The organism is Streptomyces sp. NBC_01460, assembly GCF_036227405.1.
Lineage (GTDB): Bacteria > Actinomycetota > Actinomycetes > Streptomycetales > Streptomycetaceae > Streptomyces.
In genome coordinates, this window is sequence record NZ_CP109473.1 from 5,238,271 (window position 1) to 5,254,100 (window position 15,830).

The following is a 15,830-nucleotide window of genomic DNA, read 5'->3' on the forward strand; positions in this document are numbered from 1 at the left end:
GATGCGACGGCCCCGACCGCTCCGAGCTGCAAGACTTGCTGTCATGACCTTCCGTACGTCAGGCCCCTTTCCTCCGCTCATCCTCGACGACGTCCGAGGGGCGCAGAAGATGCTGTCCGGGGTGGCCCGAACGACCGGGATGGAGGGCAGCCGCCATCTCAGCGCCCTCGTGGGCGCACCGGTCCACTTCAAGTGCGAGAACCTCCAGCGCACCGGTTCGTTCAAGCTGCGCGGCGCGTACGTGCGGATCGCCGGCCTCAGCCCCGTCGAGCGGGCGTCCGGCGTGGTGGCCGCGAGTGCCGGAAACCATGCGCAGGGTGTAGCACTCGCCTCCTCGCTGCTCGGCGTACGCTCGACGGTCTTCATGCCCGTGGGCGCGCCCCTTCCGAAGGTGGCGGCCACCCGCGAGTACGGAGCCGAGGTCCGGCTCCACGGGCACGTCGTCGACGAGACGCTCGCCGCCGCCCAGGAGTACGCCGAGGAGACGGGCGCCGTCTTCATCCACCCCTTCGACCACCCGGACATCATCGCGGGCCAGGGCACCGTGGGTCTGGAGATCCTCGAGCAGTGCCCGGAGGTCCGCACGATCGTCGTCGGCATCGGCGGGGGCGGCCTCGCCGCGGGCATCGCGGTCGCCGTGAAGGCGCTGCGCCCCGACGTCCGGATCGTCGGCGTCCAGGCGGCGGGCGCGGCCGCCTTCCCTCCCTCGCTGTCCGCCGGGCACCCGGTGGCGCTCGACTCGGTGCAGACCATGGCCGACGGGATCAAGGTGGGGCGGCCCGGAGACCTCACGTTCCCGCTGGTCCAGGAGTGGGTGGACGAGGTCCGCACGGTCTCCGAGGACGAGCTCTCCAGTGCGCTGCTGCTGTGCCTGGAGCGGGCGAAGATGGTCGTCGAGCCCGCCGGGGCGAGCCCGGTCGCGGCGCTGCTGAGCGACCCGGGGTCCTTCCGGGGGCCCGTCGTCGCCGTGCTGTCGGGCGGCAACGTGGACCCCCTGCTGATGCAGCGCATCCTGACGCACGGCATGGTCGCGGCGGGCCGCTACCTGAGCCTGCGGCTCCGGCTCACCGACCGGCCCGGAGCGCTGGCCGCGATGCTGGCCACGCTCTCCCTCGCCGACGCCAACGTGCTGGACATCCAGCACGTACGGACCGACCCACGGCTCGGGCTCAGCGAGGCGGAGGTGGAACTCCACCTGGAGACCAAGGGGCCGGAGCACTGCGACGAGGTCGCCGCCTCGCTGCGGGCCGCGGGCTATCTGGTCAGGTCCTGAGGGGCCGGGCCCCGCACGAAAACCTGTTGTCGGTCGCGATGTATCGCGTTACCTTGCATCGCCGAACATTCCGGTGTTCCGGGTCCCGGGGGGCTGGGAACTCTACGATCCGCTCAGGAATTCACGCGAAAGCAACTGGGGGAATCCCGTATGCCAGGCGCCATCTACGCCGAAGGCCTGGTGAAGACCTTCGGCGATGTACAAGCACTGGGCGGCGTCGATCTCGACGTACCCGAAGGCACCGTCCTCGGCCTGCTGGGGCCCAACGGCGCCGGCAAGACGACAGCCGTACGCGTCCTGACCACCCTGCTCCGGCCCGACAGCGGGCGGGCCGTCGTGGCGGGCATCGACGTCCTGAAGAACCCCGACGAGGTACGCCGATCGATCGGCCTCTCCGGCCAGTTCGCGGCCGTCGACGAATACCTCACGGGCCGCGAGAACCTCCAGATGGTCGGGCAGCTCTACCAGATGAGCTCGCGCGACGCGAAGAAGCGGGCCGGGGAGCTCCTGGAGAAGTTCAACCTCGCCGACGCGGCCGACCGCACCGCGAAGACGTACTCCGGAGGCATGCGCCGCCGCCTCGACCTGGCGGCGGCGCTCGTCGTCTCACCGCCGGTGATGTTCATGGACGAGCCCACCACCGGGCTCGACCCGCGCAACCGGCAGCAGCTCTGGGAGGTCATCGAGGAGCTCGTCGCGGGGGGTACGACGCTCCTGCTGACCACGCAGTACCTGGAGGAGGCCGACCACCTCGCCCACGACATCTGCGTCATCGACCACGGCAAGGTCATCGCCCGCGGTACGTCCGACGAGCTCAAGGCCCGTACCGGCGGCGAGCGCGTCGAGGTCGTGGTGCACCGGCCCGACGAGATCGAACCGGCCCGCTCGGTGCTCGCCGCGTACGGCAAGGGGGAGATCTCCGTGGCCGAGCACACCCGCAAACTGACCGTGCCGGTCACCGGCGGGGCCAAGCTGCTCGCCGACGTCATCCGCGACCTCGACGCCCGCGGCGTGGAGATCGACGACATCGGCCTGCGCCGTCCCACCCTCGACGACGTCTTCATCTCGCTCACCGGGCACGCCGCCGAGCTGGGGAAGAACGGCGAGAACGCATCGACCGAGGCCGCAGAGGGCCGGAAGGAGGAGAAGTGACCGTCACCGACACGCAGAGTCAGACTCCGCTCAAGACGCGCGGGGCGGTCAGCCGCTCGATCGCCGACTCCCTGGTCATGGCCCGGCGCAACCTGATCCGCATGAGCCGGATTCCCGAGATGGTGCTCTTCGGGCTCATCCAGCCGGTCATGTTCGTGGTGCTGTTCAGCTACGTCTTCGGCGGGTCGCTCGTGGTCGACGGCTCGACCAGTGCCGTCGAGTACCGCAACTTCCTGATGGCCGGGATCTTCGCGCAGACGGTCACCTTCGCCACGGCCGGCGCGGGCGCCGGCATCGCCGACGACATGCACAAGGGACTCGTCGACCGGTTCCGGTCCCTGCCCATGGCGCGCGGCGCGGTGCTCACCGGCCGCACGCTGGCCGACCTCGTCCAGACCACGCTCACCGTCATCGTGCTCACGATCGTCGCCCTGCTCGTCGGCTGGCGCATCCATGAAGGCGTCCCGAAGGCTCTGGGGGCCTTCGCCCTGCTGCTCCTCCTCGGGTATGCCTTCTCCTGGATCGGTGCTCTGATCGGCCTGTCCGTACGCACCCCGGAAGCGGCGACCTCGGGCGGTCTCATCTGGCTGTTCCCGGTCACGTTCATCTCGAACGCCTTCGTACCCACGGAGAACATGGCGGGCTGGCTCCAGCCGATCGCCGAGTGGAACCCGTTCAGCGCGACCGTCCAGGCGTGCCGCGAGCTGTTCGGGAACCCCGGTGTCTCCCCGTCCGACGCCTGGCCGATGCAGCACCCCGTCTGGGCCTCGATCATCTGGTCCGTCGTCATCATCGTGGTCTTCCGCACGCTGGCTGTCCGCAAGTACCGCCAGGCGGCCGTCTGACGGCCGCGTCCCGCTGACGGCGTCTCATGCCGAGCCGTGTGCCTTCCCGGGTCCCCGACAGGCGTGTCCTGTAGGGGGCCCGGGCCGGGCTGTCCTCGGGGGTGTTCCGCACGTTGCACTGATGACGTTGTGAAGTCGACCAGCCGGAACCGGACATCACCTCACGCCCGGATGTACTGGTCGGCCCAGGCGCTGATGATGTGCGCGGCCCGCTGCGCCTGTCCTCGTGCGGTCAGGAGATGGTCTGCTTCCTCGAGCGCGACGAAGCTTCGCGGGTGCCGTGCCTCGCGGAAGATCTCTCCGGCGTTGTCGATGTCGACGGTGGAGTCGGTGGGCGAATGCAGAACGAGGAGCGGCAGGTTCAACTCGCCAATCCGTTCGCGCAGGTGAGCCTGTTGGACGTCTTCGACGAAGGCAGGCTTGAGGACCAGGGTCCGCCCGCCGACGAACCACTCGTGCTCCCCTTCGCTCAGGACGCGGTCCACGACCGCGTCGTACTGCCGCTCGACGTGGCTGGGGTCGATGGGTGCCCCGATGGTGGCGAGCGCGCGGACGCCGGTCGCCTCGGCCGCTGCGGCGAGGACGGCCGCGCCTCCCCACGAGTGCCCCACCAGCAGTTCCACCGGAGTTCCCCGCTCCGCCATCAGGGTTATCGCACGGAGCGTGTCCTGGACCTTGATGGTGAAGGAACCGTCTCCCCAGTCGCCGTCGGAGTCGCCGATCCCGAGGTTGTCGTAGCGCAGCATCCCGATCCCCTCGCGTGCCAGCTGCTTGCTGACGCGCGAGGCGGCGGGTGAGTCCTTGCCGAGGGTGAATCCGTGCACGAAGAGCCCCCAGCCCCGGATCTCGCCCTCGGGCTGGTCGATCACTCCGGCCAGTTCAGGGCCGACGGTGCTTTGGAATCTCACTTTTTCGGACATTTATGCTCGCCTAGGGGTCTTTCGTTCGGATCAGGCAGGGTGATACCGGCGGGTCAGGCGATCGGCTTCTGGCCGGAGGCCGGTTTCGTGGTGAGCAGGGCGGTGAGCTCCTCGGCGAGGTGCGGGCCGAGCTCACCCCAGCCGTTCTTGTAGCCGTAGACGCTGAGCAGGGTGCGGGCGTCGTAGTCGCCGTTCATTATCTCGACGTCGGTGGCTGTGATGAGTGCCGGGTGGGCGACGCCGACGGCCGCCGAGAGCTTCATCAGCTCCCTGCGCAGGGTGCGCAGGTAGGCAGCCGCCCGGGTGGCCTTCGAGGCCGGGTCGATGCCGCGGGCCAGCCTGGGGTTCTGGGTGGCGATGCCGGTGGGGCACTTGTCGGTGTGGCACTTCTGCGCCTGGATGCAGCCGATCGACAGCATCGCCTCACGCGCCACGTTGATCATGTCGGCACCCAGGGCGAAGGCGACCGCGGCGTTCTCGGGCAGGCCGAGCTTGCCGGAGGCGATGAAGGTCAGGTCGTCGGTCAGCCCCAGCTCGGCGAAGGTGCCGTAGACCCGGGAGAAACCCATCCGGAACGGCAGCGACACCGAGTCGGCGAAGGTCAGCGGCGCCGCCCCGGTGCCGCCCTCGCCGCCGTCCACGGTCACGAAGTCGACACCACGGTCACCACGCGCCATCAGCTGGGCCAGCTCCTGCCAGAAGTTCATCTCGCCGACCGCGCTCTTGACCCCGACCGGCAGACCGGTCTCGGTGGCGATCAGTTCGACGAAGTCGAGCATCGAGTCGACGTCGCTGAACGCGGTGTGCCGCGAGGGCGAGGCGCAGTCCTGGCCGAGCGGGATACTGCGGATCCCGGCGATCTCCGGGGTCACCTTCGAGCCCGGCAGCATCCCGCCCAGCCCTGGCTTGGCGCCCTGGGAGAGTTTGATCTCTATCGCCTTGACCGGGGCCCCGGCGACGACATCCTTGAGCTTGTCGATGCTGAAGGTGCCGTCCTCGTTGCGGCAGCCGAAGTACGCCGTACCGATCTGCAGGACGAGGTCGCCGCCGTTGCGGTGGTACGGCGAGAGGCCGCCCTCTCCGGTGTTGTGCAGCGTGCCCGCCAGCGCCGCGCCCTTGTTGAGCGCCGTGACCGCCGCACCGGAGAGCGATCCGAAGCTCATCGCCGAGATGTTCACCACGCTCGCCGGCCGGAACGCCCGGGCGCGCCCACGCGGCCCGCCCAGCACCTTGGCCGAAGGCAGCGGGGCCTGCGGGTCGTGCACGTCGGGCAGCGCACCGGCGAACGTGCGCTGCTTCAGGTACGCGTGCCCCTGCATGTGCTCGACGTCGTTGTCGGTTCCGAACCCGAAGTAGTTGTTCTCCTCCTTCGCCGACGCGTAGATCCACGTGCGCTGGTCGCGGCTGAACGGGCGCTCCTCGTCGTTGGAGGTCACGATTTACTGCCGCAGTTCCGGCCCGATCGTCTCCAGCAGGTAGCGGGCGTGCCCGATCACCGGGAAGTTCCGGAGCAGTGCGTGCTTCTTCTGGACGAGGTCGCGGGCCGCCACCAGCGCTACTGCCGTCGCGGTGGCCGCTGCGATGCTCCGGGCGCGCATGAACGTTCCTCTCCTCGATGCTCGGCTCTGTCGCCGCGCGTTGGACGTGGTGTCAGGCGTTGGGCGGCGGGCACGACCAAGCGGGCGTCAGCGTCCGTCGGAGAACACGGTTTCTCATACTAGGAGCCCGCTCGGACCAGGCTGTGACCAGGCCAGCCGGCTGGGGCTTGCCGGGTCACGGCGTCGGTGTGTGCGGGCCGGCGCAGGCCTCCGCCTCCGCCAGGTAGCGCGCCACCGGGCCCAGGGTCAGCATCCCGCTCGCGGCGCCGGCGTCTTCTGCGCGGGCGTCGCGCAGGGCGGCCGCCGCCCGTGCCGCGGTCCCGCGCTCGCCGAGGCGGGCGGCGGCGTGGGCGGTCAGGCACCACAGTGCCTCCTGCATGTGGTCACGCGGGGGGTCGGGCACCGCGGCGAGGGCCGCACGGGCCTCCTCGGCCCGGTCCTGGGCGAGCAGCGTGAGAGGGTGCGCCCAGGGTCCGTACGGGCCCCAGTCGAGGCGCGGGCCAGTGGGCGCGGGCCGGTCGTGGAGCAGGCGCAGCCCCAGGAGGGCGAGCGGGAACAGACCGCGGTGCAGCCCCGGCATACCGGCTGTCCGGAGGGCGTCCTCCGCAGCGCGGTAGTGCGCCGCGGCCTCGGCGGCGGTCGGTCCGCCGGGTTCGGCACTGCGGGCGGCCGTGGCCCGGGCGCGGAACCACCTGGTGAGGACGGGGACGAGGGGCGCCTCGGTCGTGGCGGCGAGCTGTTCGGCCGCGTCGGCGTGCGAGGCCGCGGCGTCGAGGTCGCCGAGGGCCGAGGCGGACTGCAGGCGTACGAGCCGGCCGAGCACGGCGAAGTCCGGCAGCCCGAAGCGGGTGGCCAGGCCGAGGATCTCGGCGCCGGTCCTGTCCCGTACGGGGGCGAGGCCGGGGCTGGAGAAGGACTGGAGGAACACCCCGTTGAGGGCGAACGCCAGCAGGGCGGGATCGGCCTGCTCCCGTGCCACCGTCTCGGCCCGCCGCGCCGCCTGCTGGGCGCGCTCCAGCCGGGGCCGGGACAGATCCGCGCTGCGGCTCTCGACGGCGACCGTGGCCAGGAGGCGGGCGACCAGGTCGGCGGGGCCGTCGGGGCCGAGCGCGGCGAGCGTGCGCTCGGCAGCCGCGACGACGGCGCGGGACTGCTCGGGGTCGTCGGCGCGGCTCCAGACGGCGGGCACGTCGTAGGCGCCGATGATCCGGGCGGTCAGGGTGAGGTCCCCGGTGCGTTCCGCCGCCAGGACGGCGGCGAGACGGTCGCGCCGGGAGTGGACGAGGGCCTCTCCGCCCGCCAGCGCGAGGGTGCGGGCCAGATCCACGGTGGTGCGCGGGCCGAACCGGACCCCGTGGCCGGTCCACGGGGCAGGCGCGGCTTCCGGCGGCTCGTACCCGTTGAGGATGTCCGCCTCCAGCCGCCGGAGGCCGGCGCCGGGGTCGAGCCCCAGCCGGCCGACGAGCATGGCGCGGGCGCGACGGAGGGTGGCGAGCGCGTCGGCCTGGCGGCCCGCCCGGTGGAGCGCCCGGGCGAGCAGCCCCCAGGCCGGCTCGCGCCACGGATGTTCGGCGACATGGGCGCCCAGTCCGGCGACGAGAGCGGCCCCCTCCCCGGAGTCGAGGAGGATGTGGGCACGCAGCTCCACCCCCTCCAGCCTCAGCTCCTCCAGCCGGGTCCGTTCGCGCTGTGCCCATACGGAGCCGGTCACATCGGCGTAGGCGGGGCCACGCCAGGCCGCGAGTGCCGCGTCGAGGTCGGTCACCGCGTCGGGGCTGTGCCGGGCACGGGCCAGGGTGTCCTCGAACCGGTGGACGTCCACGTCCTCGCGCGGCAGGCGCAGCGCGTAGCCGGGACCCTCGGTGACGAGGACGCGCGGGGGATCGCGGGGCGGCCGGTCGGGTTCGACGGCACGGCGCAGCGCGGCGACGAACGTACGCAGAGCGCCCACGGCGCGGGCCGGCGGGTCGGTCCACAGGTCGTCGACCAGGGTGTCGGTGGTGACCATCCGCCCCTCGGCGGCCACGAGCCGGGCGAGCACCTCACGATGGCGGGGCCCGCCCAGGCCGACCGGGCTCCCGTCGTCGTGGAAGGCCCGCACGGCACCGAGCACGTCGATTCGCATGCACCCATCCTCCGTGCCGGGGGCGGCCGCGCCCAACCGTACTGATCGGCTGCTGATCGCCCTCGCCCACGCTGGCCCGGTCAGCCCCCGACCCGACAGGACGGTCCCTCATGACGCTCACCCTCCCCGGCTTCGACGACATCCGCCTCCCCGGTGCGGACGGGGTGGAGCTGGCTGCCGCCGTCGGTGGCAGCGGCACCCCGGTCGTGCTGCTGCACGGCTTCCCCCAGACCCGCCTGATGTGGCGGCACGTCGCCGAGGGGCTCGCCGAAGAGCACACGGTCATCTGTCCCGACCTGCGGGGCTACGGCTCCAGCGACAAGCCGGAGGCCACCGGCCCCGACGTCTACGCCAAGCGCACCATGGCCGCCGACGTCGTCGCCCTGGCGGCGGCGCTCGGCCACGAGCGCTTCGCTCTCGTCGGCCACGACCGGGGCGCGCTGGTCGCCTTCCGGGCGGGGCTGGACCACCCCGAGACCGTCACGCACCTGGGCATCCTCGACGTCGTGCCGACGCTCGACATGTGGAACGTCCTGCACGGCGTCCCGGCGGCGGTCGGCTACCACCTCTTCCTCATGGCGCAGCCGCCCGGCCTGCCGGAGACGATGATCGCCAACAGCGCGGACGCGTTCTTCGGTTCGTTCCTCGACGCCTGGGCCGCCGACCCGGCCGCCATGCCGGAGGAGGTGCGTGCCGAGTACCTGCGGGCGAGCGGCGCGGCGGTGACGTCGATCGTCGCCGACTACCGGGCCTCCGCGGGCATCGACGTCACGCACGACCAGGCGGACCTGGACGCCGGGTCGCAGCTGGCCATGCCCGTGACGGTCATCCAGCAGGACTGGGGCGCGCAGCTGGGGTTCGACGCCGCCGGGGTGTGGAAGGCGTGGGCGCCGGACCTGGACCACCGGCTGACCAGGGCGGGGCACTTCATGGCCGAGGAGGCTCCCGACGAGATCGCGGCGGCGATCCTGGACCTGCTGGCCCGCTGAGCCCGCGAGCCCGGCCTGATCCGGACGGAGGGCCTTGGCCCGCCGGCCCCGGGCACGACGGAGCCCCGGCCGCATGTGCGGCCGGGGCTCCTCATGTGCTGGGGGGATCAGCCCTGGTACGGCTTGGCCGAGACGATCTTCACGCCGGCCTTCTTGCCGTTCGGGAGCTCGTACTCCGCGTCGTCGCCCACCCGCTTGCCGTTCACGCCGGTGCCCAGCGGGGACTGGGGGGAGTAGGTCTCGATGTCGGTGCTCGCGTACTCGCGGGAGGCGAGCAGGAAGGTGACCGTGTCGTCCAGGTCGCCGTCGAAGGCGATGGTCACGACCATGCCGGGCTCGACCACGCCGTCGTCGGCGGGGGCCTCGCCGACCTTCGCGTGCTCCAGGAGCTGGGTCAGCTGACGGACCCGGAGCTCCATCTTGCCCTGCTCCTCCTTGGCCGCGTGGTAGCCGCCGTTCTCGCGGAGGTCACCCTCCTCGCGGGCCGCCGCGATCTTGACGGAGATCTCCGTGCGCGCGGGACCAGACAGGTACTCCAGCTCCGCCTTCAGCTGGTTGTACGCCTCCGGCGTGAGCCAGGTGACGTTATCGCTGGTCTGGGTCACAGGGTGCTCCTCGTCGGTGCTGGGAATACAAAGCAACGCCCTACCCCAAGCATGCGCTGCCACGGGTGGGCGAAACAACGAGCCTAACAATTCCGCGCGAAAAGGGGGAGAAGGTAAAACGTCACACGTGCGTTCCCGCAGGTCGGCGCGGGAGCGCGGGCATCAGGGGCGGCGCGCGCCCCGCACGGTCAGCCGTCCGCGGAGCACCCCTTGAGCTCCACCGCCGTCGCCCTGGATGTGGTGCGCAGGGAGACGACCTCGTCGATCCGCCCGGAGCGCTCGTCGAAGCGGAAGTCCGCCCGGCCGACCTCGCCGCCGTCCTCGCTGAGGGCGCGGAGGGTGCAGTGCCCGTCGGCGTCCCGGTCCTTGCGGACCTCGAGGTGGGCCTCCGCACGGGTGTCGGAGACGATCCTGGACTTGATGAGCTCCGCGCTGACGTCCTGGCCGGCCACGTAGTCGTAGCCGAACCAGCCGACCATGGCGAGGAAGGCCACACCCAGCACCGAGCCGACGATCTTCAGCTTGCGGTCCGCGCGCTCGTCCTGCGACCGGCCGTAACGCCCCTCGGGCAAGGCCTCGCGAACCGCTGCCATGATCGTTCCTCCCGTACCGGGGATCGAGGAATTTTCCACCCCCCGGTTCAGTCACTATAGAAGCCGACCACTGCGACCAATCACTGAGGACCGAGTCTTGACCGAGCAGCTGAGACTGATGGCCGTTCACGCCCACCCCGACGACGAGTCGAGCAAGGGCGCGGCCACCATGGCCAAGTACGTGTCCGAGGGGGTGGACGTCCTCGTCGTCACCTGCACAGGGGGCGAGCGGGGCTCCATTCTGAACCCGAAGCTCCAGGGCGACGCGTACATCGAGGCGAACATCCACGAGGTGCGCCGCAAGGAGATGGACGAGGCCCGCGAGATCCTCGGCGTCAAGCAGGAGTGGCTCGGCTTCGTCGACTCCGGTCTGCCCGAGGGCGACCCGCTGCCGCCGCTGCCCGAGGGCTGCTTCGCGCTGGAGGACGACGAGACGGCGGCGGGGCGTCTCGTCGCGAAGATCCGGGCGTTCCGGCCGCAGGTGATCACCACCTACGACGAGAACGGCGGGTACCCGCACCCCGACCACATCAAGACGCACACGATCTCGATGATCGCGTTCGAGGCCGCCGCGGACACCGAGAGGTTCCCCGAGGCGGAGTTCGGCCCGGCCTGGCAGCCGCAGAAGCTCTACTACAACCAGGGCTTCAACAAGCCGCGCACGGTCGCCCTCCACGAGGCCCTGCTGGCCCGTGGGCTGGAGTCCCCGTACGGCGACTGGCTGGAGCGCTGGAAGGAGTTCGAGCGCGCCGAACGCACGCTGACCACGCACATCCCGTGCGACGACTTCTTCGAGATCCGTGACAAGGCGCTGATCGCGCACGCGACGCAGATCGATCCGGACGGCGGCTGGTTCCGGGTCCCGATGGACGTCCAGCGGGAGGTCTGGCCGACCGAGGAGTACGAGCTGGCCAAGTCCCTGGTCGATACCTCCCTCCCCGAGAGCGACCTCTTCGCGGGCATCCGCGACAATGCCTGATATGTACGCGACCCAGGCACTGACGCAGCTCGTTCCGCTCGCCGCCGACGAGCTCGACAAGAACAAGGTGACCCCCGGCGTCCTCGGCTTCCTCGTCTTCGCGGCGCTCGCCGTCGGGGTGTGGTTCCTGATGAAGTCGATGAACCGCCACATGGGCAGGGTCGACTTCGAGGAGGCCCCCGACCCGGCCGCGGAGCCCGAGGGCACCGACGGCAAGGCCGGGGCGGCCGCCTCCGGCACGACGAAGGCGGGCCCCTCCGGTCAGGGCTGACGCGACGGGGCCGGGCGGCCTGTGGGCCCGCCCTGCCCGTCGGCCGCCGCCCGCCCCGCCTCCGCGCTCAGGGCCGTACGCCGACCGGCACCCCCATCACCTCACGGGCGTGCCGGGACGGCGTCAGGCCCAGGCGCCAGGCCTGCCAGCCGTCGTCGAGGTCGATCCCGCGGTTCAGGACGACCCGGAAGGCCTCGGCGCAGTCCTCCAGCTTCGCGTCGCGCAGCGGGTGGGCGGCCTCCAGCAGGTCCGCGAGCTCCTGCTGGGCCACCACCGTGCCCACCTCGCTGCCGCCGGGTGAGGCGTACGGCAGGAGGGTGCACCGCAGGAACGCGGCCCAGTCGCCGCCCCGGACGTCGCCGTACGAGGCGAACAGGGTGATCGCCTCGCCGCACAGCTCCAGCGCCTGCGCAGCGCGGTTGTTGCCCCCGTCGACCAGCGCCAGCTCCAGGCAGGTCCAGGCCTCGCCGTGGGCCACCCCGATCCGCCGGAAGTCGGCCCGGGCGTCCACCAGGAGCTGCCGGGCGAAGCCGGAGTTGCGCAGGTTGCCCGTCTGCGCGGCCCGCTGGTCGCGGGTGACGCGCCCCGAGTGGTGACGGGCGCACGCCAGCCCGTAGACGTCCCGCATCCGGGAGAACATCGTGCGGGCCCGCTCCAGCTCCCGTACGGCCTGGTCGGTGTCGCCGTCCTCCTCCAGCGCCTGCCCGAGGTAGTAGCGGGTCCAGGCCTCGCCCCGCGCGTCCTCGTTGCCCCGGTGCCGGGCGAGGGCTCCGCGCAGCTGTTCCACCGCCGGGGCGGGGTCGCCGTCGAGGAGCCGGGCGCGGGCCAGCTGCGTCAGGGCCCAGGCCTCCCCGCGCTCGTCCCGGGTGCGGCCGTACAGGTCCAGGGCGGTGGACAGCTCCTCCTCGGCCCTCGCGACCTCGCCCATCCGCAGGCAGACCTGGCCGAGCTGGAAGTGCGTCCAGGCCTCGCCGTGCAGCGACTCGCCCTCCCGGTGCAGGGTCAGCGCGGTGTCCAGCAGGGTCAGCGCCTCGGCCAGATTGGCCCGGTCGCGCTCGACGGCGGCGAGGGCGTGCAGGGACCAGGCGCGGTCCTCGGCCTGCTCCGGCGAGGCCTGGAGGTCGAGGGCCTCCCGCAGCCGCGCGGAGGCCTCCCGCAGATTGCCCTGGTGGTGCAGCGTGATGCCGAGCGAGCAGAGCGCGAGGGCGGCGCCCGCGTCGTTCTGTGCCTCGCGGTAGAGGCCGACGACGGAGGACAGCGTGGTGCGGGCCTTGTCCAGCTCACCGAGCTGCCGGGCCGCGATGCCCGTACGCCACTGGACGGACCGCTCCAGGAGCCCCTGGTCGACGGCGCGCGTCAGCTCGCTGATCTCGCCGAGCCGGTAGAGGTCGCCGCGCAGCAGGCAGTAGTCGCACAGGGCGCCCAGCAGGTGGAGCACCGCCCCCTGGTCCACGCCCTCCGTGTGCCGCAGCGCCGAGGTGATGAAGCTCGACTCGTCGTCCAGCCAGCGCAGGGCCGCGTCCAGCGAGCTGAAGCCGTGCGAGCCGAACTGCCCGGCGCGGGTGGACATCTTGCCGTCGACCATGCGGATCACGGAGTCGGCGAGCTCCGCGTAGTTCTGGATGAGGCGCTCCTGCGCGGCCGTACGGTCCGTCGCCGGCTCCTCGTCCAGCAGCCGTGCCAGGGCGAAGTCCCGTACGAGGTCGTGGAGCCGGTAGCGCGCTCCGCGCACATATACGAGGAGTCCGGCCCCGGCCAGTGACTCCAGGAGGCGGCCGGCCTCCTGCTCGTCGGAGGAGAGCAGCGACGCCGCGGCGGCGGCCCCGAGGCTGGAGCGTCCGGCCAGGGCGAGCCGCCTCAGCAGCCGGCGGGCGGCCTCGGACTGGTCGGTGTAGCGCAGCCACAGGGCCCGCTCCACGGGGGCGACCGGACCGTACGCCCCGAGGGCGGCGGCGAGCTCCGCCCTCGTCCGCGCGCCGAGCGAGGAGCCCGCGACGCGCAGGGCGAGCGGCAGGCCGCCGCACAGCTCGGCGACGGTGTCGGTCGACGCGTGGTCGTACGGGCCGGCCTCCTCGTCGTGGGCCGACGCGCGCAGCAGTTCCTCGGCACCCGCCGCGTCCAGGGCGCCGACGGGGAGGTGGTGCACCCGGGCCGGGATGTCGCCGGGCAGGTCGAGCGGCTCGCGGGACGTGACCAGGACGAGGCTGTCGGAGCGCTCGGGGACGAGCGTGCGGACCTGGGCGGCGTCGGTGGCGTCGTCCAGGACGATCGTGACGGGCGTCCCCGTCAGGTGCTGGTGGTAGAGCTCGCTCAGCCGCCGTACCTGCTGTTCGGGGGAGGACCTCTCGCGGAAGAGGAGCTGTTCGCGGGGTGCACCCAGCCGGTTGAGCAGGTGCAGCAGGGCGTCCCGGGTCGGCAGCGGGGCCTCGCCGGAGACAGCGCCGCGCAGGTCGACCACGCACGCCCCGCGGAACTGGTCCTTGAGCGCGTGCGCCGCCCGTACGGCGAGGGTCGTGCGCCCGGAGCCCGGGGCGCCGTGCAGGACGACGACGGTCGGCCTGGTCTCCGTCGCGGCACGCGCCGCGTGCACCCACTGGGCGATCCGGGCCAGTTCGGTGCGGCGTCCCGCGAACGGGCCGTCCACGGAGGGCAGATGGCCGAAGGACTGCTCCAGGAGCGAGCGGGTGCGTGCGGCCGCGCTGCGGTCCCCGCCGCGCAGCTGCGGCACGACCGACGCTCCCGCTTTCTTCTTCGGCGGACGGGTGGAGGCCGTCAGTACGCGCTGCTGGTCGAGGAACGGGCGGATGCCCCGGACCTCCAGGGCCGTCAGCCACGCCAGCCGCAGCTGCTCGGGGCCGCCGGGCTGGTTCAGCTCGCCCGCCCTGCGGTGCGCGGCGGGCCAGTGGGAGGCCGTCGCCCGCGCCACCGTCGCGGTCGTCCCCGCGACGGCGACGACCGCGCCCGCGCCGAGGGCGAGACCGGTCGCGGTGCCGAGCGCCAGGTCCGCGCCGAAGGCGGCCGCGGCGGCAACTCCCGTCACCAGCATCGGGGTTCCCAGCGTCGCTCTGCTGAACCGCGCCGACAGCGGCTGCCGGCCCGACCCCGCCGCGTCCAGCGCCTGCGTGTAGGCGGCGTACTCGTCGGCCGCGCCCGCCGCGATGGTGTCCAGCGCGCCCCGCGCACGCGCCAGCAGCGCGCCGGTGTCCGTCCGGCCTCCTGTCCGCCGCGCCTCCTCCTCCACGGCCCGTACCAACAGCCTTTCGGCTTCCGCCCGATGGCTGTCCCGCATGTGTCCCCCCAGAGTTCCGGCGACTTCGGCCCGACCAGCTGCCACAGGCACCCAGTGTCCTGCGTACGGCCCGTCAGCGCGAGAGAGCGACCGGGCGGGCCGGGCGTCGCGGGCCCGTCACGCGCGGGAGGGGGCGTCCCCGCGGCCGGCGGAAGGGTTCAGCCGCACAGGCTCGCGACCACGAGGCTGTCGAAGGCCAGGCGGCCGGACTGCCACGCCGTGACCCGGACCGCCGCGTCCTCGCCCGCGTCCCGTGCGGGGAGTCTGGTCGCGGAGATACGGCAGGGGGTGGCCAGGTCGAGGGGGGCGTGGAAGGCGCTGCGGAGTTCGACGGGGAGGACGCGGTAGGGGGCGCAGGCCGCCTGGACGGCCTGGCGGGCGGCCTCCACGAGGACCATGCCGGGGATATCGTCCGTGGGGTGGTCGAAGAGCACCGGATGGCCGGGGTCGATCCGCAGGTCCCAGGTCAGGCCGCGGCGGGCGGCGGCGCTGCGGGGGACGCCGAGGACGACGTCGCGTTCGTCCAGACGCCCCACGATCTCGGGCGGGACGGGGTCGGGCAGGGGCGGGTACGCGCCGACCTCCCGCGCGGCGGGGCCGACGGGGGCCGACGCGTGCAGCGTCAGCCGTCCCGCGCCGGCGAAGTCACCGCCGCGCAGCAGGTCGGCCTCCAGGGTGAGGGCGGTGAGGGTGTCCCGCCGGCGCCGGACGTCCGTGGCGGCCGCCTCCAGACGCATCTCGGCGGGCCGGGTGCCCAGCAGGACGGCACCCGGAACTATCTCGAACTCCAGTTCGGTTATGGTGAAGTGGTGATCGGCCGGAGCCCCGTAGTACGTCTGCCCGACCAGGACGGACGCCTGCCGGAGTGACTCCGCGGCCAGCAGGGGGTCGTACCAGGCGCCGGCGATGGGCGCGTAGAAGGGGTGCGCGCGCGGCCACTGGGCTCCCAGCCGGAAGGCGTCGGGCCCCAGTCGCCGCCAGTCCGTGATCAGGACCTCGGTCACCGCGCTCCGGTCGACGAGATGGCGTGGGGCGCTCCGGACGAAACGGAGGCCGGCCTCGTCCCCGGCGTCCGGCGGCAGGGCAAGGGTGAGCGTGGAATCGGTGGGGGACACGCAGGTTGCCTTTCTCGTGGGCGACGAGGCGGGGTCGCGTACCGGGTGGAGGTGCCGGGCCCGGCCGGAGCGGACC

At 72.6% G+C, this 15,830-nt stretch carries 12 protein-coding genes and 1 pseudogene; 6 read left to right on the forward strand and 7 right to left on the reverse strand.

The window, feature by feature from the left end; genetic code table 11:
* Positions 1–43 precede the first annotated feature (43 nt).
* The 3 genes from ilvA to OG488_RS23750 all read left to right on the forward strand — a co-directional run bounded on the left by ilvA (position 44) and on the right by OG488_RS23750 (position 3,270).
* Complete coding sequence (gene ilvA, locus OG488_RS23740; protein ID WP_329232220.1) at positions 44–1,273, forward strand: threonine ammonia-lyase; 1,230 nt, start codon at positions 44–46, stop codon at positions 1,271–1,273.
* A gap of 150 nt (positions 1,274–1,423) precedes the next feature.
* A complete protein-coding gene (locus tag OG488_RS23745) occupies positions 1,424–2,425 on the forward strand; it encodes an ATP-binding cassette domain-containing protein (RefSeq protein WP_329232222.1) in 1,002 nt (333 codons plus the stop codon).
* Positions 2,422–3,270, forward strand: a complete 849-nt coding sequence (locus OG488_RS23750; protein WP_443074241.1) for an ABC transporter permease — start codon at positions 2,422–2,424, stop codon at positions 3,268–3,270. Before OG488_RS23745 ends, OG488_RS23750 begins: the two co-directional genes overlap by 4 nt.
* Before the next feature lie 161 nt (positions 3,271–3,431).
* On the opposite strand, the gene OG488_RS23755 is transcribed toward OG488_RS23750, so the two are convergent.
* The 3 genes and pseudogenes from OG488_RS23755 to OG488_RS23765 all read right to left on the reverse strand — a co-directional run bounded on the left by OG488_RS23755 (position 3,432) and on the right by OG488_RS23765 (position 7,913).
* Complete coding sequence (locus OG488_RS23755; RefSeq protein ID WP_329232224.1) at positions 3,432–4,178, reverse strand: alpha/beta hydrolase family protein; 747 nt, start codon at positions 4,176–4,178, stop codon at positions 3,432–3,434.
* Positions 4,179–4,243: 65 nt separating this feature from the next.
* Positions 4,244–5,788: pseudogene (locus OG488_RS23760) on the reverse strand (FMN-binding glutamate synthase family protein).
* 175 nt (positions 5,789–5,963) lie between these two features.
* Positions 5,964–7,913 carry an AfsR/SARP family transcriptional regulator gene (locus tag OG488_RS23765; RefSeq protein ID WP_329232226.1) on the reverse strand — a complete coding sequence of 650 codons (1,950 nt, stop codon included), beginning with the start codon at positions 7,911–7,913 and terminating at the stop codon, positions 5,964–5,966.
* A gap of 110 nt (positions 7,914–8,023) precedes the next feature.
* Here OG488_RS23765 and OG488_RS23770 point away from each other — a divergent pair, with 110 nt between their 5' ends.
* A complete protein-coding gene (locus OG488_RS23770; protein WP_329232227.1) occupies positions 8,024–8,902 on the forward strand; it encodes an alpha/beta fold hydrolase in 879 nt (292 codons plus the stop codon).
* A gap of 107 nt (positions 8,903–9,009) precedes the next feature.
* On the opposite strand, the gene greA is transcribed toward OG488_RS23770, so the two are convergent.
* Both greA and OG488_RS23780 read right to left on the reverse strand, forming a co-directional pair.
* Entirely contained in the window at positions 9,010–9,507 is a 498-nt protein-coding gene (gene greA / locus OG488_RS23775) for a transcription elongation factor GreA (protein WP_329232229.1), read from the reverse strand.
* Between the two features lie 188 nt (positions 9,508–9,695).
* Positions 9,696–10,100 (reverse strand): DUF4307 domain-containing protein, encoded by a 405-nt coding sequence (locus OG488_RS23780; RefSeq protein ID WP_329232231.1) that lies wholly within the window; start codon positions 10,098–10,100, stop codon positions 9,696–9,698.
* Between the two features lie 97 nt (positions 10,101–10,197).
* Between OG488_RS23780 and mca the strand changes: the two genes are divergently transcribed.
* Both mca and OG488_RS23790 read left to right on the forward strand, forming a co-directional pair.
* A complete protein-coding gene (gene mca, locus OG488_RS23785; RefSeq protein ID WP_329232232.1) occupies positions 10,198–11,079 on the forward strand; it encodes a mycothiol conjugate amidase Mca in 882 nt (293 codons plus the stop codon).
* Between the two features lies 1 nt (position 11,080).
* A complete protein-coding gene (locus OG488_RS23790) occupies positions 11,081–11,350 on the forward strand; it encodes a hypothetical protein (protein ID WP_329232234.1) in 270 nt (89 codons plus the stop codon).
* A 67-nt stretch (positions 11,351–11,417) separates the two neighbouring features.
* Here the strand turns inward: OG488_RS23790 and OG488_RS23795 are convergent, their stop codons facing one another.
* Together OG488_RS23795 and OG488_RS23800 are read right to left on the reverse strand one after the other, a co-directional pair.
* Entirely contained in the window at positions 11,418–14,639 is a 3,222-nt protein-coding gene (locus OG488_RS23795) for a tetratricopeptide repeat protein (RefSeq protein WP_329232235.1), read from the reverse strand.
* A gap of 158 nt (positions 14,640–14,797) precedes the next feature.
* A complete protein-coding gene (locus OG488_RS23800) occupies positions 14,798–15,754 on the reverse strand; it encodes a ScbA/BarX family gamma-butyrolactone biosynthesis protein (protein ID WP_329232236.1) in 957 nt (318 codons plus the stop codon).
* Positions 15,755–15,830 lie beyond the last annotated feature (76 nt).